Source organism: Pseudomonas sp. BF-R-24, assembly GCF_019947335.1.
Lineage (GTDB): Bacteria > Pseudomonadota > Gammaproteobacteria > Pseudomonadales > Pseudomonadaceae > Aquipseudomonas > Aquipseudomonas jessenii.
This window is the reverse complement of sequence record NZ_JAGYGG010000032.1, coordinates 38,269-63,953: the sequence shown is the minus strand read 5'-3', so window position 1 is coordinate 63,953 and position 25,685 is coordinate 38,269. Positions and strand designations below refer to the sequence as shown.

The 25,685-nt window shown below is 58.5% G+C and carries 25 protein-coding genes, 1 tRNA gene and 3 pseudogenes; 15 read left to right on the top strand and 14 right to left on the bottom strand.

Going from position 1 to position 25,685, the window contains the following annotated elements; translation table 11 throughout:
• Positions 1–203: 203 nt before the first annotated feature.
• Genes aldA through KGA98_RS22050 form a run of 4 tightly spaced genes read right to left on the bottom strand, consistent with a single transcriptional unit; the run spans position 204 to position 4,969 of the window.
• A complete protein-coding gene (aldA, locus tag KGA98_RS22065; RefSeq protein WP_150812508.1) occupies positions 204–1,637 on the bottom strand; it encodes an aldehyde dehydrogenase in 1,434 nt (477 codons plus the stop codon).
• Between the two features lie 19 nt (positions 1,638–1,656).
• Positions 1,657–2,457: an aldolase/citrate lyase family protein gene (locus KGA98_RS22060; protein ID WP_102668747.1), complete on the bottom strand. Its 801-nt coding sequence runs from the start codon at positions 2,455–2,457 to the stop codon at positions 1,657–1,659.
• Between the two features lie 14 nt (positions 2,458–2,471).
• Positions 2,472–3,656: an L-rhamnonate dehydratase gene (rhmD, locus tag KGA98_RS22055; protein ID WP_008067008.1), complete on the bottom strand. Its 1,185-nt coding sequence runs from the start codon at positions 3,654–3,656 to the stop codon at positions 2,472–2,474.
• A gap of 17 nt (positions 3,657–3,673) precedes the next feature.
• Positions 3,674–4,969 carry an MFS transporter gene (locus tag KGA98_RS22050; protein WP_090454238.1) on the bottom strand — a complete coding sequence of 432 codons (1,296 nt, stop codon included), beginning with the start codon at positions 4,967–4,969 and terminating at the stop codon, positions 3,674–3,676.
• 125 nt (positions 4,970–5,094) lie between these two features.
• Here KGA98_RS22050 and KGA98_RS22045 point away from each other — a divergent pair, with 125 nt between their 5' ends.
• The 5 genes from KGA98_RS22045 (at position 5,095) to KGA98_RS22025 (ending at position 11,790) form a co-directional block, all read left to right on the top strand.
• A complete protein-coding gene (locus KGA98_RS22045) occupies positions 5,095–6,036 on the top strand; it encodes a LysR family transcriptional regulator (RefSeq protein WP_150812509.1) in 942 nt (313 codons plus the stop codon).
• Positions 6,037–6,212: 176 nt separating this feature from the next.
• Positions 6,213–9,044, top strand: coding sequence for a xanthine dehydrogenase family protein molybdopterin-binding subunit (locus KGA98_RS22040; protein ID WP_090454239.1), 2,832 nt, complete (start codon positions 6,213–6,215; stop codon positions 9,042–9,044).
• Entirely contained in the window at positions 9,037–9,576 is a 540-nt protein-coding gene (locus KGA98_RS22035) for a (2Fe-2S)-binding protein (protein ID WP_015095868.1), read from the top strand. Before KGA98_RS22040 ends, KGA98_RS22035 begins: the two co-directional genes overlap by 8 nt.
• 2 nt (positions 9,577–9,578) lie before the next feature.
• Entirely contained in the window at positions 9,579–10,817 is a 1,239-nt protein-coding gene (locus KGA98_RS22030) for a cytochrome c (RefSeq protein ID WP_150812510.1), read from the top strand.
• A gap of 1 nt (position 10,818) precedes the next feature.
• Positions 10,819–11,790: an XdhC family protein gene (locus KGA98_RS22025; protein ID WP_223503786.1), complete on the top strand. Its 972-nt coding sequence runs from the start codon at positions 10,819–10,821 to the stop codon at positions 11,788–11,790.
• 117 nt (positions 11,791–11,907) lie between these two features.
• On the opposite strand, the gene KGA98_RS22020 is transcribed toward KGA98_RS22025, so the two are convergent.
• A complete protein-coding gene (locus KGA98_RS22020) occupies positions 11,908–13,191 on the bottom strand; it encodes an NAD(P)/FAD-dependent oxidoreductase (RefSeq protein WP_150812512.1) in 1,284 nt (427 codons plus the stop codon).
• 183 nt (positions 13,192–13,374) lie between these two features.
• Between KGA98_RS22020 and KGA98_RS22015 the strand changes: the two genes are divergently transcribed.
• Positions 13,375–13,451, top strand: a tRNA-Val gene (locus KGA98_RS22015).
• Positions 13,452–13,564: 113 nt separating this feature from the next.
• On the opposite strand, the gene KGA98_RS22010 is transcribed toward KGA98_RS22015, so the two are convergent.
• Complete coding sequence (locus KGA98_RS22010) at positions 13,565–14,068, bottom strand: tyrosine-type recombinase/integrase (RefSeq protein WP_150812550.1); 504 nt, start codon at positions 14,066–14,068, stop codon at positions 13,565–13,567.
• Here KGA98_RS22010 and KGA98_RS22005 point away from each other — a divergent pair.
• The 5 genes and pseudogenes from KGA98_RS22005 to KGA98_RS28765 all read left to right on the top strand — a co-directional run.
• Positions 14,037–14,491, top strand: a pseudogene (locus tag KGA98_RS22005) (hypothetical protein); the annotation flags it as partial. The gene KGA98_RS22010 and the pseudogene KGA98_RS22005 sit on opposite strands and share 32 nt — an antisense overlap.
• A gap of 275 nt (positions 14,492–14,766) precedes the next feature.
• Entirely contained in the window at positions 14,767–15,051 is a 285-nt protein-coding gene (locus KGA98_RS22000; RefSeq protein WP_150812514.1) for a hypothetical protein, read from the top strand.
• 868 nt (positions 15,052–15,919) lie between these two features.
• Positions 15,920–16,345 (top strand): cell wall hydrolase, encoded by a 426-nt coding sequence (locus KGA98_RS21995; RefSeq protein WP_150812515.1) that lies wholly within the window; start codon positions 15,920–15,922, stop codon positions 16,343–16,345.
• Positions 16,342–16,659 carry a DUF6527 family protein gene (locus tag KGA98_RS21990; RefSeq protein ID WP_150812516.1) on the top strand — a complete coding sequence of 106 codons (318 nt, stop codon included), beginning with the start codon at positions 16,342–16,344 and terminating at the stop codon, positions 16,657–16,659. Before KGA98_RS21995 ends, KGA98_RS21990 begins: the two co-directional genes overlap by 4 nt.
• A pseudogene (locus KGA98_RS28765) lies at positions 16,569–17,183 on the top strand (DUF2514 family protein). The gene KGA98_RS21990 and the pseudogene KGA98_RS28765 overlap by 91 nt, the downstream one beginning before the upstream one ends.
• Before the next feature lie 479 nt (positions 17,184–17,662).
• Here KGA98_RS28765 and KGA98_RS21980 read toward each other — a convergent pair.
• The 3 genes and pseudogenes from KGA98_RS21980 to KGA98_RS21970 form a co-directional block, all read right to left on the bottom strand.
• A complete protein-coding gene (locus KGA98_RS21980) occupies positions 17,663–18,100 on the bottom strand; it encodes a glycine zipper domain-containing protein (protein WP_150812517.1) in 438 nt (145 codons plus the stop codon).
• A 348-nt stretch (positions 18,101–18,448) separates the two neighbouring features.
• Positions 18,449–18,657, bottom strand: a pseudogene (locus KGA98_RS21975) (hypothetical protein).
• 341 nt (positions 18,658–18,998) lie between these two features.
• Positions 18,999–19,271, bottom strand: coding sequence for an integrase (locus KGA98_RS21970; protein WP_223473717.1), 273 nt, complete (start codon positions 19,269–19,271; stop codon positions 18,999–19,001).
• Positions 19,272–20,460: 1,189 nt separating this feature from the next.
• Between KGA98_RS21970 and KGA98_RS21965 the strand changes: the two genes are divergently transcribed.
• The gene (locus tag KGA98_RS21965) at positions 20,461–21,117 is read left to right on the top strand and encodes a trypsin-like peptidase domain-containing protein (RefSeq protein ID WP_150812518.1); all 657 of its coding nucleotides are present in this window, start codon (positions 20,461–20,463) and stop codon (positions 21,115–21,117) included.
• A gap of 250 nt (positions 21,118–21,367) precedes the next feature.
• On the opposite strand, the gene KGA98_RS21960 is transcribed toward KGA98_RS21965, so the two are convergent.
• Positions 21,368–21,574: a hypothetical protein gene (locus KGA98_RS21960; RefSeq protein ID WP_150812519.1), complete on the bottom strand. Its 207-nt coding sequence runs from the start codon at positions 21,572–21,574 to the stop codon at positions 21,368–21,370.
• A 251-nt stretch (positions 21,575–21,825) separates the two neighbouring features.
• Here KGA98_RS21960 and KGA98_RS21955 point away from each other — a divergent pair, with 251 nt between their 5' ends.
• Entirely contained in the window at positions 21,826–22,020 is a 195-nt protein-coding gene (locus KGA98_RS21955; protein ID WP_056722222.1) for a hypothetical protein, read from the top strand.
• A 75-nt stretch (positions 22,021–22,095) separates the two neighbouring features.
• Here the strand turns inward: KGA98_RS21955 and KGA98_RS21950 are convergent, their stop codons facing one another.
• Entirely contained in the window at positions 22,096–22,848 is a 753-nt protein-coding gene (locus KGA98_RS21950) for a carbonic anhydrase (protein WP_154860600.1), read from the bottom strand.
• A gap of 203 nt (positions 22,849–23,051) precedes the next feature.
• Here KGA98_RS21950 and KGA98_RS21945 point away from each other — a divergent pair, with 203 nt between their 5' ends.
• On the top strand, positions 23,052–23,507 hold the full coding sequence (locus KGA98_RS21945) for a DUF2214 family protein (RefSeq protein ID WP_150812521.1): 456 nt from the start codon (positions 23,052–23,054) through the stop codon (positions 23,505–23,507).
• Positions 23,508–23,692: 185 nt separating this feature from the next.
• Here the strand turns inward: KGA98_RS21945 and csrA are convergent, their stop codons facing one another.
• Complete coding sequence (gene csrA, locus KGA98_RS21940) at positions 23,693–23,884, bottom strand: carbon storage regulator CsrA (protein WP_007975691.1); 192 nt, start codon at positions 23,882–23,884, stop codon at positions 23,693–23,695.
• Between the two features lie 250 nt (positions 23,885–24,134).
• On the opposite strand from csrA, the gene KGA98_RS21935 reads away from it, so the two are divergent.
• Entirely contained in the window at positions 24,135–24,500 is a 366-nt protein-coding gene (locus KGA98_RS21935) for an SPOR domain-containing protein (RefSeq protein WP_150812522.1), read from the top strand.
• An 84-nt stretch (positions 24,501–24,584) separates the two neighbouring features.
• Here KGA98_RS21935 and KGA98_RS21930 read toward each other — a convergent pair whose 3' ends face one another.
• Positions 24,585–25,274 (bottom strand): endonuclease, encoded by a 690-nt coding sequence (locus KGA98_RS21930; protein WP_150812523.1) that lies wholly within the window; start codon positions 25,272–25,274, stop codon positions 24,585–24,587.
• Between the two features lie 4 nt (positions 25,275–25,278).
• Positions 25,279–25,548: a DUF1654 domain-containing protein gene (locus KGA98_RS21925; RefSeq protein ID WP_150812524.1), complete on the bottom strand. Its 270-nt coding sequence runs from the start codon at positions 25,546–25,548 to the stop codon at positions 25,279–25,281.
• Between the last annotated feature and the right edge of the window lie 137 nt (positions 25,549–25,685).

The following is a 25,685-nucleotide window of genomic DNA, read 5'->3' as shown; positions in this document are numbered from 1 at the left end:
AACTCGGGCTGGTCTCAATACTGGACACGATAACCCGGCTTAACCGCTTAACCTGAACCGCCGTATACGGAACCGTACGTACGGTGGTGTGAGAGGACGGCGGATGTAAATCCGCCTCCTACTCGATCTGCGATTTAAGTTTTTGCGACCCATACTGCAGGAGCGAGCAAGCACGCTCCTGCTCGGTTGTTGGAATTCGGCAATCAGCCTTGCAAATACACCGCATGAGTATGGGTGTACTCATACAGCCCATGCTTGCCATCCGCGCCACCAATACCCGATTTACGCACGCCGGCGTGGAAGCCCTGCATCGCTTCGAAGTTCTCGCGATTGACGTAGGTTTCGCCAAAATCCAGTTCACGCATGGCCTGCAGGGTTTTGCTCAGGTCGCGGGTGTAGATCGATGAAGTCAGACCATAGTCGCAGTCGTTGGCCAGGGCGATGGCTTCGTCCAGGTCGTCGATTATCTGGATCGGCAGCACTGGGCCGAAAATCTCTTCGCGCATGATCTCCATGTCCGCGCGGCAACCCGCCAGCACCGTTGGCTGGAAATGGAAGCCATTGGGCAGGTCGGCCATCTGCCCGCCGCTGATCAGGCTTGCGCCCTGGCTCAGCGCGGTGCGGACTTTGCGGTTGACGCTTTCCAGCCCCTGGCGGTTGATCAGTGGGCCCATCTCGACGTCGGGCTGGGCAATCGGGTCGCCATAACGGGTTGCGCTCATGGCCGCTGCGATGCGTTCGATAAATTGATCCGCCACCTTGCGTTCGACGTACACCCGCTCGGCACAGTTGCACACCTGCCCGCTGTTTATGATGCGCGAATCGCGGATCGCCCTGACCGCCAGGTCGAGGTCCGCATCCGCCAGCACAATGGCCGGTGCCTTGCCGCCCAGTTCCAGGTTGAGCTTGGTGATGTTCGGTGCGGCGGCAGCCATGATCCGCGAGCCGGTGTCGACGCTGCCGGTGAAGCTGATCATGTCCACGCCCTTGTGCGAACTCAGGGCGGCGCCGACCTTCCCGTCGCCACAGACCACGTTGAACACGCCGGGCGGCAGGTCGGTTTCGGCCACCAGTCGGGCGAATTCGAAGCAGTTGTTCGGGGTTTCTTCACTGGGCTTGATGACGATGGTGTTGCCGGTCAGCAGGGCCGGGGCCATCTTGCGAGCGATCAGAAAGAACGGGAAATTCCACGGCAGGATCCCGGCCACCACGCCCAGTGGTTTGCGGAACAGGAAGATATTTTCGTTCTGACGGTCGCTGGTGATGATTTCACCTTCTATGCGCCGGGCCCATTCGGCCATGTAGTCGAGGTAGTCGGCGGTGAAATTGACTTCGACTTCCGCCAGTCCGCTGATCTTGCCTTGTTCCAGAGTGATGGTGCGCGCCAGGTGCGCGACGTTTTCCCGCAGTTTGGCAGCGATCCGGCGCAGGTGGCCGGCGCGATCATTGGCCGGTTTGCGCGCCCAGCCTTTCTGGGCGGCACGGGCGGCGGCGAGGGCGCGCCCGACGTCTTCGGCGGTCGAGGCCGGGACTTTCGACAGCACGGCGCCGGTGGCCGGGTTGATCACATCGAGATGGGCAGCGCTGGCCACGAACTGGCCGTCGATGAAGTTTTCGTAAACAGGCACGGATGACATGGTGCGACTCCTTGGCAGATCAGTAAGTGCGCGACGGCGCTTGAGTGGCAGCGGGTTCGCGGTAGCGGGCGAGGGTGGCCATGGCGCCTTGGCGTAGCAGGCTGATGTCGATGGCCACTGCAATGAACTGGCAGCCCCAGCGCTGGTAGCGACGGGCGTCTTCTTCGTTCGGGGCAAGAATCCCGCAGGCCTTGCCGGCCGCCAGTGTGGCGTTCACCGCGTGTTGAATCCGCTCCTGGACTTCCGGATGGCCGGGGTTGCCGGCATGACCCAGGCCGATCGACAAATCCGCCGGGCCGATAAACACCGCATCCACACCCTCGACGGCGGCAATCGCTGCGACGTTTTCCACGCCGGTGCGCGATTCCACCTGAACGATCAGGCACAGTTGTTCATGGGCGGTATTCAGGTAGTCCGGCACACCGTCCCAGCGGGTGGCGCGGGTCAGGCCGCCGCCGACACCGCGAATGCCGTGGGGCGGGTAGCGCATGGCGCGCACCAGTGCCTGTGCCTGCTCGGCGGTTTCGACCATCGGGATCATCAGCGTCTGTGCGCCGATGTCCAGCAGTTGCTTGATCAGGTTGGCATCGCCATTCACTGCGCGCACCACTGGCGCGGTCGAGTAAGGCGCCACGGCCTGCAACTGAGCGAGTACCCCGGGCACGGTGTTGGGAGCGTGCTCGCCATCGATCAGCATCCAGTCGTAACCGGTGGTGGCGACGATCTCGGCGGCGTAGCCGGTGGCGAACCCGGCCCAGATGCCATATTGGGTCGCTGAGCTGTTCAGCGCGGCCTTGAACGCGTTGTGCGGCATGTTCATGTCGAACTCCTTTCTCAGCGGTTATACGGCCGATGCAGTTGGCATTCGGGGTTGAGGGTCACGCCGAAACCTGGCTGGTCGAGCGCGGACAGGCGCATGCGGCCATTGACCGGCACCGGTTCGCCGAGCAATTGCGGGTGGAACATCGGCACCACTTCGTCAGCCTTCGGCGCCATCATCAGGAACTCGGCGAACGGGCTGTTATGCCGGGTGGCGACGAAGTGATAGCTGTACACCGAAGAGCCGTGGGGGATGACCAGCGCGTTGTGGGCGTCGGCCAGGGCCGAGATCTTCACCAGTTCAGTGATCCCGCCGCACCAGCCGACATCCGGCTGGATGATGTCGCAGCAGCCCATCTCCAACAGCATGCGGAAACCCCAGCGGGTGGCTTCGTGTTCGCCGGTGGTCACCAGCATGCCTTTGGGCACGTTGTTGCGCAGGGCCGCGTAGCCCCAGTAATCATCCGGCGGCAGGGCTTCTTCGATCCATTTCAAGCCGTATTCGTGGGCGCCGACCGCCAGTTTGGTGGCGTAATTGAGGTCCAGGCTCATCCAGCAGTCGAGCATCAGCCAGAAGTCAGGGCCGACGCGTTCGCGCATGGTGGCCAGTTCTTCGAGGTTCTTGCGCAGGCCTTCCTCGCCCTCGGCCGGGCCGTGGTGCAGCGGCATCTTGCCGCCGATGAAGCCCATTTTCTGCGCCAGGTCCGGACGGGCGCCGGTGGCGTAGAACTGCAATTCGTCGCGCACCGCACCGCCGAGCAATTGGTGCACGGGCTCCTGGCGGATCTTGCCGAGCAAGTCCCACAGTGCCAGGTCAACGCCGGAGATCGTGTTGATGACGATGCCTTTACGCCCGTAATACAGGGTCGACTGGTACATCTGGTCCCAGATTTTTTCGATGTCGGTGACCCGGGCGCCTTCAAGGAAGCGCGCCAGGTGTTTCTCGACGATGTACGCGGCAGGTTCGCCGCCAGTGGTCACGGCAAAACCGACGGTGCCGTCGCTGGCTTCGATTTCCACCACTAGGGTGCCGAGTACGTTGATGCCGAAGGTGCGGCGGCTCTGACGGTACTCGGGGTATTTGCTCATCGGCGTGGCGATGTGATCGTCGATCCAGTGGCCGTCGGCCTGGTCGTGATAATCCGCGCCGCCGCCTCGCAGAGTGAAAGCGCGGACGTGTTTGATGGTTGGAATGCCCATGGTGTGACTCCTCAGGTTTAAACGGTGGCCGGTTTGTTCGAGGCTTTATGGCCGGGCGCGCGTATGCCCAGCACCAGCAACGCGGCGATGACGGTGGTAGCGGCCAGCACGTACAAGCCTGCTGCCGGTGAGTGGAAGGCGCCTTCGGCCCAGTTCTTCAGCACCGGGGCGATGAAGCCACCGAGAGCGCCGAACGAGTTGATCAGGGCGATCCCGGCCGCGGCGGCGCTACCGGCGAGGTAGCTGGAGGGGAAGGTCCAGAACACTGGTTGCACGGCGATGAAGCCGGAGGCGGCAAAGCACAGGGCGATGATCCCTAGCAGCGGGTTGCTGAAGGTCACCGAGCAGGCGATCCCGGCGGCGGCCATGAGCAAGGTCAGGCAGGCGGTGCGGCGGCGTTCGCCGGTGCGGTCGCTGTAGCCGGGAATCAGGTAGGCGGCGATCAATGCGCAGATCCAGGGGATCGCCGTGACCAGGCCGACCATCAGCCCGACCTTGGTCCCCAGCAGCCCTCCGACCTGGCTCGGCAGATAAAACACCACGCCATAGACGCTGGCCTGGATCAACAGGTAGATCAGGCACAGGTACAGCACCGAGGGTTGGCAGATCACGTTGAGCAGGCTGCGGCCGTGATTCTGTTTATGGCTGTCTTCCTGATCGAGCAGGCTTTGCACTTGCTGGCGTTCTTCGACAGTCAGCCACTTGGCGTCGGCCGGGCGGTTGTCCAGATACCAGTAGGCCCAGATGCCCACAGCCGTCGCCATCAGGCCTTCAACGGCAAACAGCCATTGCCAGCCGTGGAAGCCGGCGAAGCCGTCCAGTTCCAGCAGCAGGCCGGACAGCGGGCTGCCGAAGATGAAGGCCAGCGGTGCACCGAAATAGAAGAAACCCATGGCCTTGCCGCGCACGGCGCTGGGGAACCAGTAGGTGAGGTAGAGGATCACGCCGGGGAAGAAGCCGGCTTCGGCCACGCCCAGCAGAAAGCGCAGGATGTAGAAGCTGGTTTCTGTGTGGGCGAAGACCATGGCGGCGGAGACCAGCCCCCAGGTGACCATGATCCGGCACATCCACAGGCGGGCGCCGACGCGGTGCAGGATCAGGTTGCTCGGCACTTCAAGCAACGCGTAACCCACGAAAAACACCCCGGCGCCGAAGGCGAAGGCGGCATCGCTGATATTGGTGTCGGCTTGAAAGGCTTGTTTGGCGAACCCGACGTTGGCGCGGTCGAGGAAGGCCATGATGTACATCAGCAGGAGAAACGGGAGTAGCCGCCAGGAAATTTTGGCGAGCAGAGGCGCGGGTAGAGTCTTCATCGCAGTTTTCCTTTGGTAGGGCATTTGTTCTTATGGGGAAGACTGTACGGCCGCTGATCGATGCGTTACAAATCGAATCTAGCTCACAACTGATACCTTCAGGGTATCGATAAAAAAGGCCCGTCATGACCACGCCGATCATCTCCCGCAGCCTGCTCAATCGCCTGCGTTACAAGCATCTGCACATGTTGGTGACGCTCAGCAGCAGCCAGAACCTGCACCGCGCTTCGCAAAGCCTGAACATGTCGCAACCGGCGGCAACCCGCATGCTCCATGAGATTGAAGACATGTTCGGCTGCGATCTGTTCGAACGCCTGCCGCGGGGGATGCGCCCGACAGCGTTGGGCCAGGAGCTGATTCGCTTTGCCGAATCGGCCCTCAGTGGCCTCGACCGTTGCGCCGAGGACCTGATGGCACGGCAGCAGGGCGGCTACGGCTATCTGTCGATCGGTACCATCATGGGCGCGGCGCCGGACCTGGTCATGGATTCGATTGCCGAGATCAAGGCCCTCAATCCGCAGCTGCGGATCCGCATCATGGGCGACACCAGCGACCAGGTGATCCAGTTGCTGGAACAGGGTCGCATCGACCTTGCCATCGCCCGGCGCAATGCCGCCACCGACAGTGAGCATTACGTCTTCGAGCAACTGGGTAACGAACGCTTGCTGGTGGTGGTGCACGCCGGCCACCCGCTGGCCCGGCGCAAAAAACTGGAGATGGCGGAGCTGGTCGGCGGTTGGCCGTGGATCCTGCAACCGGAAACCAGTCCGGCGCGCATCGGTCTGGATCAGGCGTTGCAGCGCCTGGCGTTGCCGTTGCCGGCAGACATCATCGAATGCAGTTCGGTGTACTCCATGCAGCAACTGATTCAGCTGACCGACGCGATCATGGTCCTGTCGGAAACCGCATTGCGCGACTATCTTAAAATGGGCCTGGTGGTGGCGCTGCCGGTGGAACTGGATGTGCAGATGGCGCCATTCGGGTTGTTGTTGCGCAAGGGCGAGCACATCAGCCGGGAGTTGGGGTTGTTCATCGATCTGCTGCGACGAAAAGCCGCGGTTTTTTGATTTCTTGGTCAGTTTTTAGTTTTCCGCGAAGGCATAAGCCTATAAACTTAACCTTTCGGTCAGCTTTGCACTGTCAACAACAGCCCTTTGCATCGTCGAAAAGGGCTTCTGCAAGACTCGAGATTTCCAGAACATAACCAGAAGGGCGGACCCCATAACCGCCCAGAGGATGATCCATGTCCAACCGTGATATATCCCGGCGCTCGTTCCTTCAGGGCGGGCTGGTAGCGGGTGTGAGCGTGACGCTCACGCCATTGAGCAGCCAGGCGCTGGCCGCCTTGATGGAAAACAGCGTGACCGTGCCGTCCGAGCAGTGGCTTGGCAACAATGGCAAGGCGCGCGCCCGTAACGATGCCTTGTCCAAGGTCTGCGGCAGCAAGGTCTTTGCCCGCGACATCCGCGCCAAGGACATGCCGGGCTGGCCGCAGCAGCAAGGCCACGCCATGCTGCTCAAAACCATCAAGGCCGACCACATCTTTGCAGGCATCGACCTGTCGTGGCTCGGTGCCGAGTTGCAACCTGACCGCATCGTCACCGCCGAAGACCTGGTCAAGGACGGTATCGTGTTCCCCGAGGAGCACGCCCCGGATCCGCTGTTGCCGGCCGGCAAGGTGCCGATGTTCATCGGGCACCCGGTGGCGATCCTGATCTGGAACGACTTCGAGCGCTTCCGTCAGGCCAAGAACCAACTCAAATTCAATGATAAGGCGATTCGTTACGGTGCCCAGGTGCCGTTCTACGAAGGCGATCCGTACGGCAGCTTCCGCTACGTGCGCGTCGGCGGCGCGACCTCGGCGGACGAAGACGAATTCGCCAGCCTCAAGGATTCGATTCTGTTCCCGATGCTGAAAAACCGTCGTCCGGTGTGGAACTCCCAGCCGAACCTGCACGGCAACCTGACCGAGCGCGGGCTGTTCTACGCCGAGCGCATGAAGCAGCAAATCGATACGCCGCCGGACAACTGGCTGGTGTTCGACGAACGCTACAAGACCCCGTCGATCGAACCGGCCGCCCTGGAGCCTGACAACGGCAACGGCTGGTACGACCCGGCCACCAAGACCCTGCATTTCGTCGTCGCCACCCAGTGTCCGCTGGAAGCCGCGACCGAAACCGCGAAGATGATCGCGCCGTCGCGTTTCGGCCTGGCCAACCTGAACATGCACCCAGGTTACACCGTCGGTTACGGCTCCAAGGACCACAACATTTTCGTCTACTACGCAGCCCTCGCAGCGTTGTACGGCGCCGGTGTACCGGTACGCCTGGCCAACGACCGCTACGAGCAGTTCCAGAGTGGCATCAAGCGTCACCCGTTCGACATTCGCTACCAATTGGCGGTGGACAAGAACGACCACAGCTTCAAGATTTTCCGCTCCGAGATGAGCGTCGACGGTGGCGGACGAATCAACTACAGCCCGTCGGTGGCTGCGGTGGGCGCCACGGCCGCACAGTCGATCTACTACATGCCGCAGAACGATCTGCAGGTCACGGCTTATCACTCCCGCGCCGTTGAAGCCGGGTCGATGCGTGGCTACGGCACCCTGCAAAGCATGGCGGCGACCGAGATGATGGTCGACGAAATCGCCGATCGCCTCGGTGTCGATGCCATTGAGTTGCGTCGCAAGAACGCACTGCGCTCGGGCATGAAAAACACCCAGGGCGCGATCCCGGCCGGTGCCTTGCGCCTGCACGAGATTCTCGACAAGGCGGCGGTCCACGACACCTGGAAAAACCGCGACGCGATCAAGAAACAACGCGAAGCCGCCGATCCGGACAACTGGTACGGGGTGGGTTTCGCCATCTGCCAGAAAGACTTCGGCACCGGTTCCGAAGCGCCGATGGCCAGCATTGAATTCACCGCCGAAGGTCGCATCAGCCTGCGCCACATCGGTATCGAAATCGGCACCGGCATGTCCACCTCCCAGGCCATGGTCGTGGCCGATTTCCTCGGTGTTCCGGCGCACGAAGTGAAGACCGGCGAAACCGAATGGAAAGAGTTGCAGCTGGTCAGTGGCGGCAACCCGTACATCATGAGCCAGGCCGAGCAGGACAACTTCCTGCGCAATCCGCGCTGGGTCGGCAAGGTCGCTTCGGCTTCGTCGGCCACCAACTCGGCGTACTACTTCAGCCACGCGACCCGTGAAGCGGCGCGCGTGCTGTTCAACCACGGCCTGTGGCCGGCGGCTCTGGAAATCTGGCGACAAGGCCCTTACGGCGGTCAGGCCAACCCTTACGTGGTGCGCCGCGAAGACGCCCATTGGGTCGACGGCAAGCTCACGGCCAACGGTATGGAGCCACTGCCTTTCGCCATGCTGGCCAAGCGCGTTCACGAACGTGGCCTGGTGAGCGGCGCCACCGTGCACGGTTTCAACCGCTGGAGCTGGGCCGAGGCCGAATTCAGCATCGACGGCGTGCGTGAGCGCTTGCCGCTCGACGGTCTGGCCGTGAAGTACGGCGACGGTGCACCGAAGGCGAAGAAGGCGCAGATGAACAGCGCCGGTTTCCATCTGCTGGATCGGCAGGGCATCGCCTACCCGGCGACCCAGCTGAACAACGCGGCGGTGACTTACTACAGCCCGGTCGCGACGCTGGTGGAAGTGAAGGTCAACAAGGGTTCGAACGAGGTGTCGGTACTCAACCATCACTCGTGGGTCGAGTGCGGTCGGGTGCTGGTGGAAGAACTCGTCAGGGGTCAGCTCGAAGGCGGGATCGCCATGGGCATCGGCCATGCGCTGATGGAAGAGATGCCGTTGTACGAAGGCGGGCCGGGGGAGGGTGACTGGAACTTCAACCGTTACCGCTTGCCGATGGCGCGTCACGTCGCGGTGTGGAAACAGACCGCGGAAATCCTGCCGCCATTGTCGCCGAGCGACCCGTCCAAGGGCATCGCCGAGGTGGTGATGATCCCGGTGGTCGGTGCCATCGGTAACGCCGTGGCCCATGCCATCGGTAAACGTGTCCGCGACCTGCCTATCACTTCTGCACGCATCAAGGAGGCCCTCAATGGCTAACCGTCCGCTTCAACTGACCCTCAACGGTCAATCCGTCGGCCCGGTGGACATCCCTGATGACCTGCCGATGATCGACTACCTGCACGAATACAAGAACCTCACCGGTTCGCGCCTGGGCTGCGGCCAGGGCATCTGCCACGCCTGCGTGGTGATCGTCGACAACCCGGACGGTACCAGTGAAGAAGTGCGCACCTGCATCACCGGCGCGCACTATTTCGAAGGCAAGAAGGTTCGGACCATCGAAGGCCATGCGACCTGCGACGAGCAGGGCAAGGTCACCGAGCTGAACCCGATCCAGCAGCGTTTCGTCGACGAGTTCGCCTTCCAGTGCAGCTACTGCGCGCCGGGCTTCGTGAATGCCGCGACCGTGCTGGTGGAAAAGCTGCAGCGTCAGCCCATCGTCAAAAGCCAGCTGGAAAAAGTCATCGAGGACAGCCTCGGTCATCACATCTGCCGTTGCACCGGGTACGTGCGCTACTACAGCGCCACCCGCAACGTGCTGACCGATCTCGGCCTGGTCAAGGAGGGTTAAGCATGAAGCTTCTACTTAGCCGCCTGGCGTTGGCGGTTGGTCTGGCTGCGCCTGTGGTGGCAGCTCACGCCGATGATGCGCAGGTCAAGCAAGGCGAGTACCTCGCCCGCGCCGCCGACTGCATGGCGTGCCACACCGCACCGGGTGGCGCGCCGTACGCGGGCGGCCTGCCGATCGTGTCGCCGTTCGGCACGATCTACGGCACCAACATCACCCCGAGCAAAGAGCACGGTATCGGTCTGTACAACGATGACGAGTTCTTCGCCGCGCTGACCGAAGGCAGGCGCCGTGATGGCGCGAACCTGTATCCGGCGATGCCCTACACCTCGTATCACCTGATCCCGCGTGCAGATTCCGACGCGATTCATGCCTACCTGAAAACCGTCGCGCCGATCGAGCGCGCAGCACCGGTCACCAGCCTGAGCTTCCCGTTCAACGTGCGCCTGGGCCTGATGGGCTGGAACATGATGTACGGCAAGGACGTGAAGCTGGAACCGGCTGAAGGCAAAAGCGAAGCCTGGAAGCGCGGTCAGTACATGGTCGACGTGCTGGGGCACTGTGGCGAGTGCCACACCCCACGTGGCTTGCCTGGCGCGATGCAGCAGGACAAGCGCATGACCGGCGGCATTCTCAATGGTTATCTGGCGCCGAGCCTGCTGGCCACTGACCTGGCGGCCCGTGGCTGGAATCACCAAGACCTTGGCTCGTTCCTCAAACACGGCATGAGCGCCCAGGGCACGATGTTCAACGAGATGTTCCCGGTGTTCCACAACAGCACCCAAAGCCTCAGCGATCCGGATCTGGCGGCGATGGCGACTTTCCTGCTCGGCGATCAGCCGCCTGCGGCGAAAGTGCTCGTCGAAGTGCCGTTGGACAAACTGAGCCCGAGTGCCCAGCGTGGCCGTCAGGAATATTTGAATGTCTGCGCCGGTTGCCATGCACCGGGCGGTGAGGGCAAACCGCACATCGCCGTGGCCATGCGCGGCAACACCACGCTGCGCCTGGAAGATCCACGCAACCTGGTGCGGGTGATCGACGACGGTATCGGCGAGCAGAAGTTCTCCGGTTTCGAACATATGCAGCCGATGCCAGGGTTTGTCGACAAGCTGAATGACGAACAACTCACGGACCTGCTGAACTACCTGCGTCAGGGCTGGGGTGGTCAGCCGAATGATCTGGCTGTAAACGACGTGCAGAAGTTGCGGGCCGATGCGCCGCCGCTCGAGCACAAGGCCCACTGATATGCAGCATCTGGATTTGCAAGTGGTGCGCCGGGCGCTGGAGTGGTCTACGGCCGGTCAGCGCATCTGGCTGTGTACGGTGCTGGCCACTTACGGCTCGGCACCGCGCGCACCGGGTTCGCTGCTGGCGGTGAACACGCAGGGGCACTGGATTGGCTCGCTGTCCGGTGGCTGTGTCGAGGAAGACTTTCTCGAGCGAGTCGCCGAGGGCGCGTTTCTGGAGCCAGTTTGTGTTGTTCGTTACGGCGAAGGCGACGATCCACGCTCACGCGTCAGCCTGCCCTGTGGCGGGGTGCTGGACGTGCTGGTCGAGAAGCTCGAGGCCGATTGCGAGGTGCAAGCGCATCTGCGGGAGCTGGAGTCGGCACTGTTGGGCCGACGTCGGTTGATCCGCGAGGTTGATCTGCAAAGCGGTGCGCGCAGCCTGTTCGATGATCATGAACAGGGTGTGCGTATCGAGCGTGAAATCGACCGGGTGCGTGTACGCGTCGGCGCGGCCCAGCGCTTGCTGCTGGCGGGGTATTCCAGTGTCGCCCAGGCCTGTGCGGAGTTTGCCGTGGGGCTTGGGTTCGAGGTGATTCTGTGTGACCCGCGGGACGAAGTGCTCGAAGGCGTCGTGCTGGAAAACGTGGAGATTCGCCGCCAACTGCCGTCGGTGTTCATCGCTGACGGCGGTTGCCACAGCGACACGGCGGTGGTGGCGTTGACCCATGATCCACGTATCGATGACCTGGCAATGATGGAGGCTGTTCGCACCGAGGCGTTCTACATCGGTGTGATGGGCTCCATGCAGACCTCGCAAAAGCGCTTCGAGCGGTTGCGGCGTATTGGTGGCTTGGGCGATGCCGAACTGGCGCGGATTCATGCGCCGATCGGCTTGAACCTGGGCAGCAAGACGCCAGCCGAGATTGCCCTGGCGGTACTGGCGGACATCCTGCGGATTCGCAGCGGTATCCCACGAGATCGTCTCTAACCCCCAAAACCTGTGGGAGCGAGCTTGCTCGCGATGAGGTCGTAACATCCAACACATCCGTTGGCTGCCAGACCGATATCGCGAGCAGGCTCGCTCCTACAATGTATTGCGTGTCGCTTAGTACCCGAACTTGTCCCGCAATCCGTAATACCACGCACCCAATGCCGCAAACGGTGTGCGCAGCAACTGGCCGCCGGGGAACGGGTAGTGGGGCAGGTCGGCAAAGGCGTCAAAACGCTCGGCCTGGCCGCGCAGGGCTTCGGCCAGCACCTTGCCCGCCAGGTGCGTGTAGGTCACGCCATGGCCGCTGCAGCCCTGGGAATAGTAGATGTTGTCGCCCAGGCGTCCGACCTGGGGCAGGCGCGACAGGGTCAGCAGGAAGTTGCCCGTCCACGCGTAATCGATCTTCACGTCCTTGAGCTGCGGGAATGCCTTGAGCATCTTCGGCCGGATGATCGCTTCGATGTTCGCCGGATCCCGCGCACCGTACACCACGCCACCACCGAAAATCAGGCGCTTGTCGCCGCTGAGGCGGTAGTAGTCGAGCAGGTAATTGCAGTCTTCGACGCAGTAATCCTGAGGCAGCAATGTCTTGGCCAGTTCTTCACCCAATGGCTCGGTGGTAATCACCTGCGTTCCGCAAGGCATCGACTTGGCGGCCAGTTCCGGCACCAGATTGCCCAGATAAGCGTTGCCGGCGACGATGATGAATTTGGCCCGGACCTTACCCTGCGGCGTATGCACCACCGGGCTGGCGCCGCGCTCGATGCGTATGGCCGGCGACTGCTCATAGATCGTCCCGCCCAGGGACTCGACCGCCGCCGCTTCACCCAGCGCCAGGTTAAGCGGATGGATGTGGCCGCCACTCATGTCGAGCATCCCGCCGACGTATTGATCGCAAGCCACCACTTCGCGGATGCGGCGTTGATCCATCAACTCAAGCTGGGTGTGCCCGAAACGCTCCCACAGGCGCTTCTGGGATTCGAGATGGCCCATCTGCTTGGCGGTCATCGCGGCGAACACGCCACCGTCCTTCAAGTCGCAATGGATGTTGTACCTGGCGACCCGATCACGAATGATTCGTCCACCCTCGAACGCCATCTGCCCCAGCAACTGGGCCTGCTTGGGACCGACCGTGCGCTCGATGACATCGATATCGCGGCTATAGCTGTTAACGATCTGGCCGCCATTACGCCCGGACGCCCCGAAACCCACTCTGGCAGCCTCGAGCACGGTGACCTTGAAACCGTTCTCCAGCAGAAACAGGGCAGCGGACAGCCCCGTATAACCGGCGCCAATCACACAGACATCGGTCTCCACGTCATCCTGCAACACCGGGCGCGGTGGAGCCGCATTGGCCGATGCGGCGTAATAGGATTCTGGGTAGGGAGTGTTAGCCATCCGGCAGCCTCTGTTTAATATATTTTACGAGTGCGTTGATCCTACCCGAGTTGAAAATCGCCCGCCAGCACCCGGAAAATCTTCTTTGTACCGGCAAAATTAAATATTTTGCATATTCATAGGGTTAGCGCGAAAAAAGGTGTTGACACCCCTCCGGAATTCCGTAGAATGCCGCCTCACAGCAGGCACGTAGCTCAGTTGGTTAGAGCACCACCTTGACATGGTGGGGGTCGTTGGTTCGAGTCCAATCGCGCCTACCAAACAAAATCCGCTCTGCTGGGCGGTCTAGAAGGGCTCACCGAAAGGTGGGCCCTTTTTTGTTGTCTGGTGTTTGGGCAAACTTTGGGAATATTTTGGGCAAACGACCAACGCGCTACACCTTCAGGTCGGCTTTCACCTTCATGTAAACCACCGCTTCATCACCGTGCCCCGCCTGGTAGTGCTCGGTCATCTTCACGTCGGCGTGCCCCATCAAACCTTGGATGTATTCCTGCTCGAAGCCCTGTTGCTCATAAATCCAGGCGCCGAGAGCGCGGATCTCGTGGAGAGTGGGGCGCTCGCCGGCTGGCATGTCCTCATAGGCCTTCGAATCGTCCCGAGCCTGGGCAAATGATTTGGTCAGGTAGTCCGCCGTCACCGCGTTCCAGTGTAGCTTGGCGTCCAACTGGGTGCGTTTGCGCGCCTTCGGCGAGTAGTGGATGAGGTACGGGCAGACGACCGGCGACTTCATACACTCCAACACCACCTCCCGCAGCGCCTGGCCCATGACAATCTCCAGGTGCACGGGCTTTCCGTAGTTCTGCGTTTTCCCGGGTGACACCTTGATGGTGTTTTGCTCGAGGTCCACAACCACGTACTTTCCCCGGGTGATTACCATCGCTGAGCCGCCGCTAGTGTTCTGCCGGCCCGACACCGGCGGCATCGCCGGGCTGGCGTCCATGCAGGTGATCGGCTCGGCCGGAAACTGGACCGGGTTTTATGTGCGGGCCTATGACGACAACACCAACCAACCGAACGGGCGCTGTTTACCCGGTCGTTCCAGAACTGGAACTATTTGCGCTATGAAATTACGGCAACGGGCAGTTCGCGTAATTTTTACAGTGTGCCGTTTAACTTTCCAGAAAACGAATACCTGCTGATTAATACTTTCGGCATGAACATGCTGACGGGTTCGGGTTCCGGGCGAAGCGTTAAAACACTGTGGGACTTTAATGCCGGCGTGCTGTACGCCTTGACCGACGGCTTTAGTAACCCGTTCGCATTTTTCATGCCTGCGGTATTCGCCAAGATCAGTGTTTAAACCAACGTTTGCATCCCGCCCCAGTGCGGGCTTTCACTTAAAATTGAGGACGATCAAATGGCTAAGCAGACGATACTGCTCGGTACTTCACCGAGCGGAGTCGGCGGGGATACGCCGCGGAGTGCACTAAAACCGAGAGCAATTTTGTTGAGTTGTACGCGCGCCAGGCATTACTTGGTACTGCATCCAACGTAAATCTCGGCACTGCCGCCGGCAATGCAATGCCAGTTGGCGGATTCGGTGTGGGGACCCAATTCAATCCTGGGCTACCACTCTTGAGTGATGCTTCGGGCGTAGAAATTTATTCTACTGGTTTCTATCGATACGCAAGCACAACGCAGGGGCGCCCGACGTTTGGTACAGGGTTTGGGGCGCTTATCGAGTTATCGGCATTGTTTAGCGGTGGCGCTAACTACGGCGGCCAAATCGCTGTTGATTACGCTACTTCGGAAATGGGATTTCGTTGTCTGTCTGGTGCAGCTGGTTTTTCTGCTTGGCGCAAGATCTACCACGACGGCAACACCACGCGCGCCGCTGACGGCACATTGAAGGCGATCTGATTATGACAAGAGCTGCGATCAACATTCTGGGCACTACTGGCGCCACTTACGACTTTGTTACTCAGGGCGACACTCCAGTGTCTTCTTCGCGAATCTCGAAGGGCGTTTACAAAGTTATCGGGTGCCTGGGCATGGTGCCTTTCCCCCCCCGTCGACGAGGGCTGGGGCTTTACGGTCAATCAGGTCGATAACCGTGCTGATGTCGAGACCGTTTTTACCGATGGGGAACTAATGGTGACTGTGACAAAGGACGGTCTGCCATACGACCTGAAGCACATGATCACCTTGCACATCTTAGTACCGACCCCTGATCCCGTGAAAATTTCTGAAATTCCCGCCGAGGCGTCTCCATCTGGTGAAGAGCCTACCGTCGAAGCCTGAATCAATAGATCCAAACGCACCCGCCATCGAGCGGGATTTTTTTGCCTGGAAAAAAGGAATGTCCTTCACATCGCAGCAACCGCTGCAGATCCCCCCGAACGCCGGCGCTATTCGCGTCGAAGGCGGATCTTCTCCCAGCTGCGATCGACATAAAACGATCCTGTATCGCCTCGGACGGAATAAATCGTCGCTCTATAGGCTGCTGTCCAGCGCGAGCAGCCTAAGGCAAGTAGTTTTTTGTAGGCCCACTTCCATCCGTTCTTAGGTGCGATGCTCATATTTTTCCTTAGGTCCGTACCAGCCATTCCCTGATGGTAGCTAGGAGCTCCAGGATATCCAGCGATTGATTTCAGGCGTCAAAAATTCGCCCAAGAACGATTACATTCGTTTTCCTCTGAAAGCGAATGCCAAGCACACGGCAGCAGTAGCTGTTATTGACCCGCCATAAGCCCGCCCTGAGCGGGTTTTTTTACGTCTGGAGAAAAGCATGACCGTCACAGAAAAAGACCGCGATATCCTCGCCCGCACGCTGTGGGGCGAGGCCTGCGGCGAATCCTTGGCCGGCCAGATCGCCGTGGCTTGGACTATCCGCAACCGCGTGAAAGACGGCAAGGACAAATCGTGTTGGGGGGAGGGCTATGCCGTCGTATGCCAGAAACCCTACCAGTTCAGCTGCTGGAACAAGAGCGACCCGAACTTCGCCTCCCTGAGTGGCGCGAAGCCGATTCCGTTCCGCGAGTTGGCGCAGGCACGGATCGCCGCTGACCAGGTGATCGATGGAAAGGTGCCGGATCCCACCGGTGGTGCCACCCATAACTACGCGACCACCATGCCCAAGCCGCCGGCCTGGGTGAAAGGTGCCAAGCAGACGCTGGCGCTCGGTCACCATGTGTTCTTCAAGGATGTGCCATGAGTCGCCTATCGAAAGTTCTGAGAGACAGCAATGACAATGGTCTGACGTTCTGGTGTCCTGGCTGCGATGGCGCACATGCCATTCAGCATGGCGCCGGGACCGGTCCACGCTGGGGCTGGAATGGTAGTGCGGAAAGTCCGACGTTCACGCCTTCGATCTTAGTCAGGTATCCGGCTAACCCTGACGCCATTGAAGAATTCAAGGAGTGGCGTACGGAGCGTGTATGTCATTCGTTCGTCACCGATGGCCGTATCCAGTTCCTGGGCGATTGCACCCACGCGCTAGCCGGACAAACGGTCGATCTGCCGGAGTAGGAGGACTGAGCATGACGACCTACCTGAAAGCAGGCGCTGTTCTGTTGCTCATAGCTATGGTGCTGGGCGCGCTGTTCGGCGCCTATCACCACGGCGTGACGGTCACGGATGAAAAGTGGCAGTCAGAATGGAATGATCGCGACACCCGGGACGCCGAGGCGAGGGCACTCAATGAGGCCACCGAGCGCACCAAAGAGCAGGCCTACCAACAATCAATCAACAAGGCGGCTCAAGATGGGCAACGAAACATCGATCAAGCAATGGCTGATGCTGCTGCCGCTCGCGCTGCTGCTGACGACGTGCAGCTCGTCGCCGACAACCTTGCCCGTCGACTCGCAGCCAGTGAAGCCAGCGGCAATTCCTGTACTGCCGCCGCAAGCTAGACGGCTACCCACGCCGCAATGGTGCTTGCCAACGTGTTCAAGCGCGCTGACCAGAGAACGGGCGACCTGGCTGCAATTGCCGACCAAGCCCGAACCCGGGAATTGACCTGCGAACAGGTGCATGAAGGTCTTTCGAGGTAGGAATTGTATGCGGTCGGCAGAACGCCGGAGGCAGGAAAAAATCCCCGATCTGCTGGAGAGCAGTTCGGGGCAAGTCATGAGACATCATTGAGGGAAGGGAATCTCTCCATGAACTAGCGTCCCGATAACCCTGTCCTCCGGGGGAGTTAAACATCGGCGAGAAGCGGGTGGGAAGTTAAATAATTGTCACAAAAATATTTATAGATTGGTCCACGTTCTATTAAAGACTAGGTGAAATTTACTTCAGTGGAAGGCGCTGATAGGGGGGAGGTGTAATGGTCGTTTGTGGCGCTGCCGGCGCAGATTGAGCTGCCGCTGGAGGGCAGGATGAAGAATAAGGGATTTCCCTGCATGGCGTTTCGTCAGTGCAGAAAGGCGCACCAATGAGTGCCCAGTTTGAAATACGACCAAAAGGGAGAGAGCCACGTCCACTCCCTTTTGAAACAAAGCTTCCAATTGCTCAATCTCGGAATCCGAGATCAGTCGTCATGTTTGTGTTTATGTTTGTTCTTGTACTTCTTTTTATGCTTGTGGTCGTAGTGGTCGTTATCGTGATCGTTATCGTTGGCCAGATTGTTGCCGATAGCACCACCTGCTGCGCCGCCCAGTCCAGCGCCGATCAGGCCACCAGTGGAACCACCAACACTGTTGCCGATTACCTGACCACCCGCTGCACCGAGCCCGCCGCCGATGGCTGATTCGGTCTTGTTGCCACTCTTCGCGGTCATTGCGCCCCCAGCTGCGCCACCTACGCCGGCTCCGATCGCAGCGCCGGTGCTACCCCCCACAGCCTGACCGACGACGCTTCCAAGGGCTCCACCGACACCGCCACCGATAGCTGTGTTGGTGGCTTCGCCAGCGAGGGAGTACTGCGATACAAGAAGGCTTAATGCAACGACAGTGAATGATTTACGCATCAGACAAACCTATAGAAATACCCAAGGAAAGAAAGTTTGTTGGTACGAATCAGTCAGGTCAACAGGTATTTGACGGTGCATAAATTTGGATCAACCAATCTGTGATTAGCGCAGCCGCTTGTTGATCAATTATGACCTGTGGGCACTCCCCCATAGGCCCTTTGCATGTCGCCGATGGCTCGGTCGGTTCATGCCTGATGGCGGCGGCCACATGATCTAAGAGGCGTGCAGCAGCTACATCGAACGTGTCTTTGGTTATCTTTATACCGAGAATATTGGCGAGGTCTTTTTGAGCCTGTGACGAGCGAGAACGGGTCATACTTACTGGACTCCATTAATCGATTGCAGTCACTCCGGCGCCATTATCACCGCGAGCGTCATCTTGATGAACTCCTCATTCTTGTCGATGGCTTCTAGGGAGCAGCGTACGTTATCGGCGACATCGGCCGACCCGCGCTGCTCGACCCAGTTCGAAAGCTCCATGATGGCTGCTTCCAGGGCGAGTTGGTTTCATTGATCTTGAAGAGCAGGGAAGGGAGCAGGTCAGAGTTTGGCATCGCGAATTCTCCTTGGAGTTTTCAGCGTAGCAGGGGCGACCTGTGGGCTTGGAGTGTAGGTCGACAGAACGCCGCAGAAAGGTGGCACTACTGTAGGAATATACAACGCTAAGTTATTGATTCTTATAGGGAGATGTGGCGGTTTTGAGGGGGTTGAAAAAGTCTTATTTTTTCTTATAGATCAAAGCGTTATGACTGTTTACCGGTCACCTTGACATGGTGGGGGTTGTTGGTTCGAGTCCAATCGCGCCTACCAAACAAAATCCGCTCTGCTGGGCGGTCTGGAAGGGCTCACCGAAAGGTGGGCCCTTTTTTGTTGTCTGCAATTTGCACCCCCCCACTCAAAACGCCAACTTGGCGCCCAACTCCACATACTCGATCTTCTTTTCGTCGTGCCCCTCCTGATAGTGCTTCGTCACCTTCTCATCTGCATGCCCCGTCAACGCTTGGAAGGACTCCTGTGGGAATTTCTTCCGTTCGTACAGCCATGTCCCCAGGGCTCGGATCTCATGAAAAGTGGGGCGCTCGCCGGCCGGTACGTGGTCGTAGGCGTGCGCGGCGCCCCGGGCTTGTAGTGGATCAGGCGCGGTGACGCCAGTGGCGACCGCAGGCATTCACCGACAACCTCACGTAGCGTGGCCCTCATAGCGATTTATCGCCTGCCGTTCACCGGCAGGCTCAATGTCAATTTTTTTCAGGGTTGTGTTCGGGACACTTGGCGCTGCTCTGGGTAAAGTCATTACCGCTTGCCCGGCCTGGTGTGTTTCAGATGGATTACTGAATGGCCAGCAACTGGTCAGGGTAAACGCCATTCAAGTGATGATTGATGCACATGATCAGCAGTAAACACGGCTTCTTACTGAACGGAGGAGGTTGTCGCCTTTAGTGAACTTCTTGGATTTCGCTTGCAGTCTACTGTGGCGCATGGGCAATCCTTTGTAATTATAAGGCTCCTTATTTAACTTCATAAGGATTTCCTCGTTGCCAATAACACGTTCCCCGCTGCTTGTTAGTAAGTCAAACACTACACATTCCATGCGAGTTAATTTGATAATCGTCAGATTGTTAGAAGGCAGGCGTTGGGGGTTGTTAAATACTCAAGTTTGTAGCATCGGCCTGTTGATGCGATCAGATACACACTTATAGCCGCGCTGGTCGATCCAGGCAGCAACTTCATCGAAGGCAATAAAATCTTCGTCGGAAGGATTGAGCGGGGCGGCGATAAGACATTCTGGCATCGCGCTTCCTCCATGCACAAAAAAAGCGTAGCCCAAGAGGTGCGCACACTGTAGGTAGCAGGCGAACTGTAGGTAGCAGGCGAACTGTAGGTGGCAGGCGAACAAACCCCGTATGGGCGGGCTTAACGGGAGAGAAAAAAAGGATGGGTGCTGATCCGTCGGCAGTCATTGAGTTTCGTTAGTGAGTTACGGCGCCGCTGTAGTGCAGGACAACTGGATTGCCTTCAGCCTTCTTGTTGCTTTTGTGGGTAACGGGCATGGCGAATGATTCAGGTAGGTGCTACTTCCCATGACCGTTGGCGCCATTAGCGAGGGAGTCTATAGCAACTCTTGATTTTTATTCTCGTCTTTAACGTTTTTCAGGCGCCAAATATTTGAACTTTTAAAGTTGTTAGAAAAGCGATTGGTCTTAGCGCGATTTATTCATACGGCCCATTACAAACTCAGCCATAAGTAAGAAAGCGTCAAACTAGAACAGGCGGCGAGGAGTATTGCAACCCGATAAAAGACAAAATATTGACAACAAAAAACAGTCACATTCTCCCTATTAAGTCGGTGGTATATCATGATCAAGATCATGGCCTACTTTTTAATTGGAGCTGTAACTGCAGGATGCAACGGCATCGTAAAACCCGACTTTTCGGGATCTGCGAGTGATTCATATTTTTCAGTCTACTCGGGCTTTCCTGCACCGTATCTATACATGGCCTCGGCCGTGCAGTGGAACGATGACTACGCCGTAACCACCCGTCACACTCCGTTCATCCCCAACGTGAAGTACAGCTGCAGCACAGGTTGTGATCTCGTCTTCATCCTGCACAAGGCCAACGGCCGCTACCCGTCATGGCGCGCACCGCGTGTGGGCGAGAGCATAACTGCCGTTGGGGCGAGTCCTTACCTCATGACCACTTCCGGGAAGGGCAAGGTATATCAAACGCCTTTCGTCAATACCGCCGAACACAGCGGTGATCTCTATGCCATCCATGATGCCCCACTGATCAAGGGCATGTCGGGTGGGCCGGTCATCACAAGTGACGGCTGTATTGTCGGCATCAATATTGGTTTCTATTCAACCACCCTGAACGATGTGAGCAATCACTCCGGCGTAAAGGGGGCTGAGAGGATCAGCATCTTTATTCCTTACTCGATCATTCAGCGCGAGTGGGGGATATTGCAGGCAAAACTTGACGACCCGCACGGCGCGAAGTATGTCGCGAAATAACTTTTAGCTTTCAACCCATTGGCCATCGCGCGTACCCGACAAAGTCCCCTCTGATGGGCGGCCTGGAAGGGCTCACCGAAAGGTGGGCCCTTTTTGTTGTCCTGGATTTCTTCAGGGTGTTCACAAAGTATCTGGCTCGTTCACGCTGGACAACGTGAACGTTGATGCACGCGCGACGATTGCTGAGCGGATACCGGGCCACCAGTGATTGCCAGGTAATCGTTCAGATCGTCGCCAGCCTCAGTAGGCGTCAGAGGGCAAAGGTCGCTGCAAGGCCGTGGTGGCCTTCCTGTGCTCCCGCGATCAGGTGCATTGGGATGTTCTGTTGTACTTCAATGGACGGTACTTCGAAGTTCCCTACGATCTGGAGGTGGCGCTCGCTCAGTTCGGTCGACTTTCCTGCTTTTTCCTTGGCCATTCTCGCGTGGTTCATTGCGATTTCGTTGAGCGTTGACACGTTACATCTCCCGGTGACTGACCAAGCGTATCGCTGGCGTCCTTAAGCATTGATTGAATGGCTGCGGCGTCAGAATCCTGTCGTTCCGGCGCTGCTACGGGCGATCTTAGCAAGCCTCAAGCCACGGATACGGGCGAATTCCTCGTTGTGTTCCGGTAGGCGACGAATGGCGGGTACCTGTGAATGATGGTCCGGATTTTTTGTTATTCAGGCGTAAACTAGCAAGGCGACGTTATCAAAAGGAGCCGCCTATGAACGCCGATCAAATGAGCAAGCAGGCACCTGTGGACACGGCTGTCTGGGATCGATATTTCTGCGCTGCATTGATTGCCGAAAGCAATCTGACTGCCCCGATTGTGGGCGAGGCTACTCACGAGGACAGGCAGAACCTGTTGATCGAGAGGGCCAGAGTCCTCGCGGATAAAATGATGCAAAACCGAAGATAACCAGAGCCCAGCCGTCGCGCTGGGCTCTTTGCATGCGGGGTCATGCACCGATGCTGGGGGCGTGCGCATTGCGGATCAGGCGATCAACTCCACCTTGCCGCTCGCCAGGCGATAGATACCGCCCACGATCTTGAGCGCGCCTTTACTCTGCGCATCAGTCAGCAATGGCGAGGCCTGTTTCAGGCTGTTGACCGAATTTTTGACGTTTTGCGCGGTGGCGTTTTCCATCAAGTTCCCGGGCTGCTTGAGTACTGCCTCGACTGCCGACTTGAGTGCGTCAGTCAGTTTCGGGATATGACCGGGGAAAATCGTCTGATCCTTGACCGCCTTGATACCGGCCTCGATGGCACCGCAACTCTCATGCCCGAGTACGAGAATCAGCGGGGCGCCCAGTACGGCAACCCCGTATTCAAGACTGGCCAAGCCTTCCGGCGTAACGAAGTTGCCCGCAACGCGGATGGAGAAAAGATCGCCGCGCGCGGTGTCGAACGCATATTCCGGGGCGATCCTCGAGTCAGAGCAACTCAGCACGGCCACGAACGGATTTTGGCCGGACACCAAGGCCTCTCGCTCTGCCTTGAAATCGTGCGTCGTGGAAGTGCCGCCTACATATCGTGCATTGCCCTCCATCAGTCTTTTCAACGCCAAGTCGGGACTGATTACGTTTTGAGGTTTGGGTGGGGCTGACGCTTTTTCGGCTGCCTGGATGATCTTGCCGGGCAGTGTGCCGGTCAGCAGCAGGGCGCCTGCGCTCAATCCGGCAAATTGAAGAAAACGACGACGGCCTGTTGTGTTTGAAGCAGAGCTTGAATCACATGATTTACACATGATTTTGTTTACTCAGTTCAATGGGGTGAGAGTGAGTTGCTGTTGGGGCGGGTACTGCCATGGACGCTCAATACCGGCGCAGTGGAGTCTAGTAGGTCTGTCATATTGTGTTCCGGGCATTGTCTGCGGATGGCGTGCACGCAGCCATTTCATGGGCTACTACTGACAGGCTCATACAACTTCGACCTGGCAGGAGTTTCTCGATGCTGACTCAATGGTTTCTGGCGGCGGTTCATCTTCTGGCATTTGCCTTGGGATTCTGGGCGGTATTGGTTCGAGGTACGGCTTTTCGGCGTTTGGCAGATGGCGCCACAGAGGTGCGCAGTGTTTTGATGGCGGACAATATCTGGGGTATTTCAGCTGTCGTTTTATTGATCAGTGGCGGGGTGCGAGCCTTTGGCGGGTACGAGAAGGGCGCGGACTATTACCTGCATCAGCCGCTGTTTCATCTGAAGATGACGCTGTTCGTCCTGATCTTGTTGCTGGAGATTGCGCCGATGGTGACGCTGATCAAATGGCGGATAGCGCTTGCCCGTAAAGTGGCGATCGATACCGGCCGTGCGAAGCTGTTTGCACGGATCAGTCATATCGAGGCGCTGCTGGTGTTGCTGATGGTGGTGGCAGCGACTGGTATGGCGCGAGGCGTGATGCTTGGTTGACTGCGCAGTGAACGCATCCTTCCCTGGGGTAAACCAGAAAAGTCTGACAGCAAAAGGATGGAGCTTGCCGCTAGTATCGACCCTTGGGGGTTGAGTGGGGGCGAAAGCACGGGGCGATGGGGTGCTGAATCTTTAGCCAGCCGTGATTCCGGACTGAACGGGCTGGCTACTGACTGCAACGGGATTCAGGATTGCGGCTTTTCCGGGGCGGTCAGGCCGGCCTGAATGCGCTGGTAAATTTCTTCACGATGCACTGCAACGTCCTTCGGAGCGTTGATGCCGATCCTGACTTGCTGGCCGCTTACGCCCAGGATGGTGATCGTAATGTCATCACCAATGTTTATGCTTTCACCGACTTTGCGGGTGAGTATCAGCATGGTCTTCTCCTTGATTGCTTTGTGGGGCACCTGATTCGGACAGTGCAGAGGTCGGTGGTATGTATAGATTAGTGCGAAGTCTCGTGGTTTGGGTGCCTCTTTCTGACGCGCAGATGCGGCATTAATTCCCAAGACGTAACTATACAGAGGCCGCAATCATCAATCTCGTTGTTTTGAGCCCATTTTACGGCACTCGTGAAGTATTCATGGGTGTTAAAATCGCCGCTTTATGCATTTGGAGGGAAGCGTCGTGCGCAAAATGGTTTTGATCATCGCGATATTGGCACTGGCGGGATGTGGCGAAGGCAGCCGTGTGGATGCGCCGAAGCCCAAGCCGGCCATGGCTGCCGTACCCGCGCCAGTGTCCGGTCCGCAATGGGATCTTGAAGTGCGAGGTGAAACCCCTCAGGCGGTCAGTGATCTGAGTGGCTGGCTGATCGAGCACAGTTTCATGTCCAGTGTCGTCAAGGAGAATGGCAATACCCGAATCCTGGTGGGGCCATTCAATTCGAAAGCCGAAGCCGAAGCCAAGCAGGATGAAGTTCGCGCGGCGCTCACTCGCTCGAAGAAACAGAACATCGAATTGCTGGTGCTTGAGCGTCCAGCCGCTCAATAACGTAGCGCAGACGTTGAAGAAACAAAAAAAGGCCTCGGGCGTTTAGCGCCGGGGCCTTTTTTGTTTCAGTGTCCCGTCCTGGATTCAGCCGCAGGCCTTCATGTCTACCGGGCCGACGAACTCGTTGCCGCGCCCCATGACGCACCCCACGCTCTGATTGCGTTGGCGTTCCCAGGCCTGTACCGGATAGGTCTTGTCCCAGGCTTCGTACAGTTGTCGATCCTGTTTCGACAGGCGCAAGCCATACTGCTTGCTCATGTAGAAGTAGGTCCGGGCGATCATGCCGCGAATGGAAGGGCGGGGCATGACTTTCTTGGCCTTGAAGTCGACCTGGGTCAGGCAGGAACCATATTGCCCCGACTGCTCGGGCAGCCAGCCAAAGCTGAAGTTGCTGCGATCGCCATTGACCTCGCCAATGCTGGGCACCAGGTTGTGCAAATCAGCCTCGGCCTTCTGGTAAACCGGGTCGTAGCGGGTGCAGTTCTTGCGACCGCCCTCTTGCCAGCACTGGCGTTGATGGCCGATTTGCCAGGCCGGAACAATATGCTCCCACTCGATGCGGGATGCGCGTTTGGCATTTTTACGTGGCACATAACCGCAGGCTGCAAGGTTCACCCGGTTACCGGTGTACTTGCAGCCACAGTAAAACTCGGTGGACTGGGGCGCGTAGAGTTTCCAGGCGACCTTTTTCGCTTCGGTAAAAGTGCGCGGCGCGTCGGCTTGCGCCCCCATGACAAAAAACAGAAACAGCAAAGCAAACCAGCGAACACTCATCGACTCAATCTTCCTTCGGCACAACCCAGAAAATCTGCACACCGCCATCGTCGCGATAGGCGAGGGTGACGTTGTCGTTTTCGTCTATTTCTTCCAGTAAGCGTTCCCATTCATCCACCGGCTCGTCGGGAAGGCGGAAGATCAACGCTGCCCTGGCTTTTTGTGCGGTGGGGGAGTTGATGATTTTCTGAACGCGCAGGCCCATGCGTACATAGGTGTCGAGAGAGGCTGAGGTGGTGTCCACGGAATTATCCTTATTAAGCTGTACGTGCATACAGTATTTAACTGTAGGCCATTTCGCAACTGCTTAAAAACCAAGAAAATCCTCTGACAGCGATTTGTTCCGTTTGGCGTAAGGCGAAGGGATTTTTTTTGTAAGATCCGCGGCAGCCACTCGCCAAGGCTGGCGAA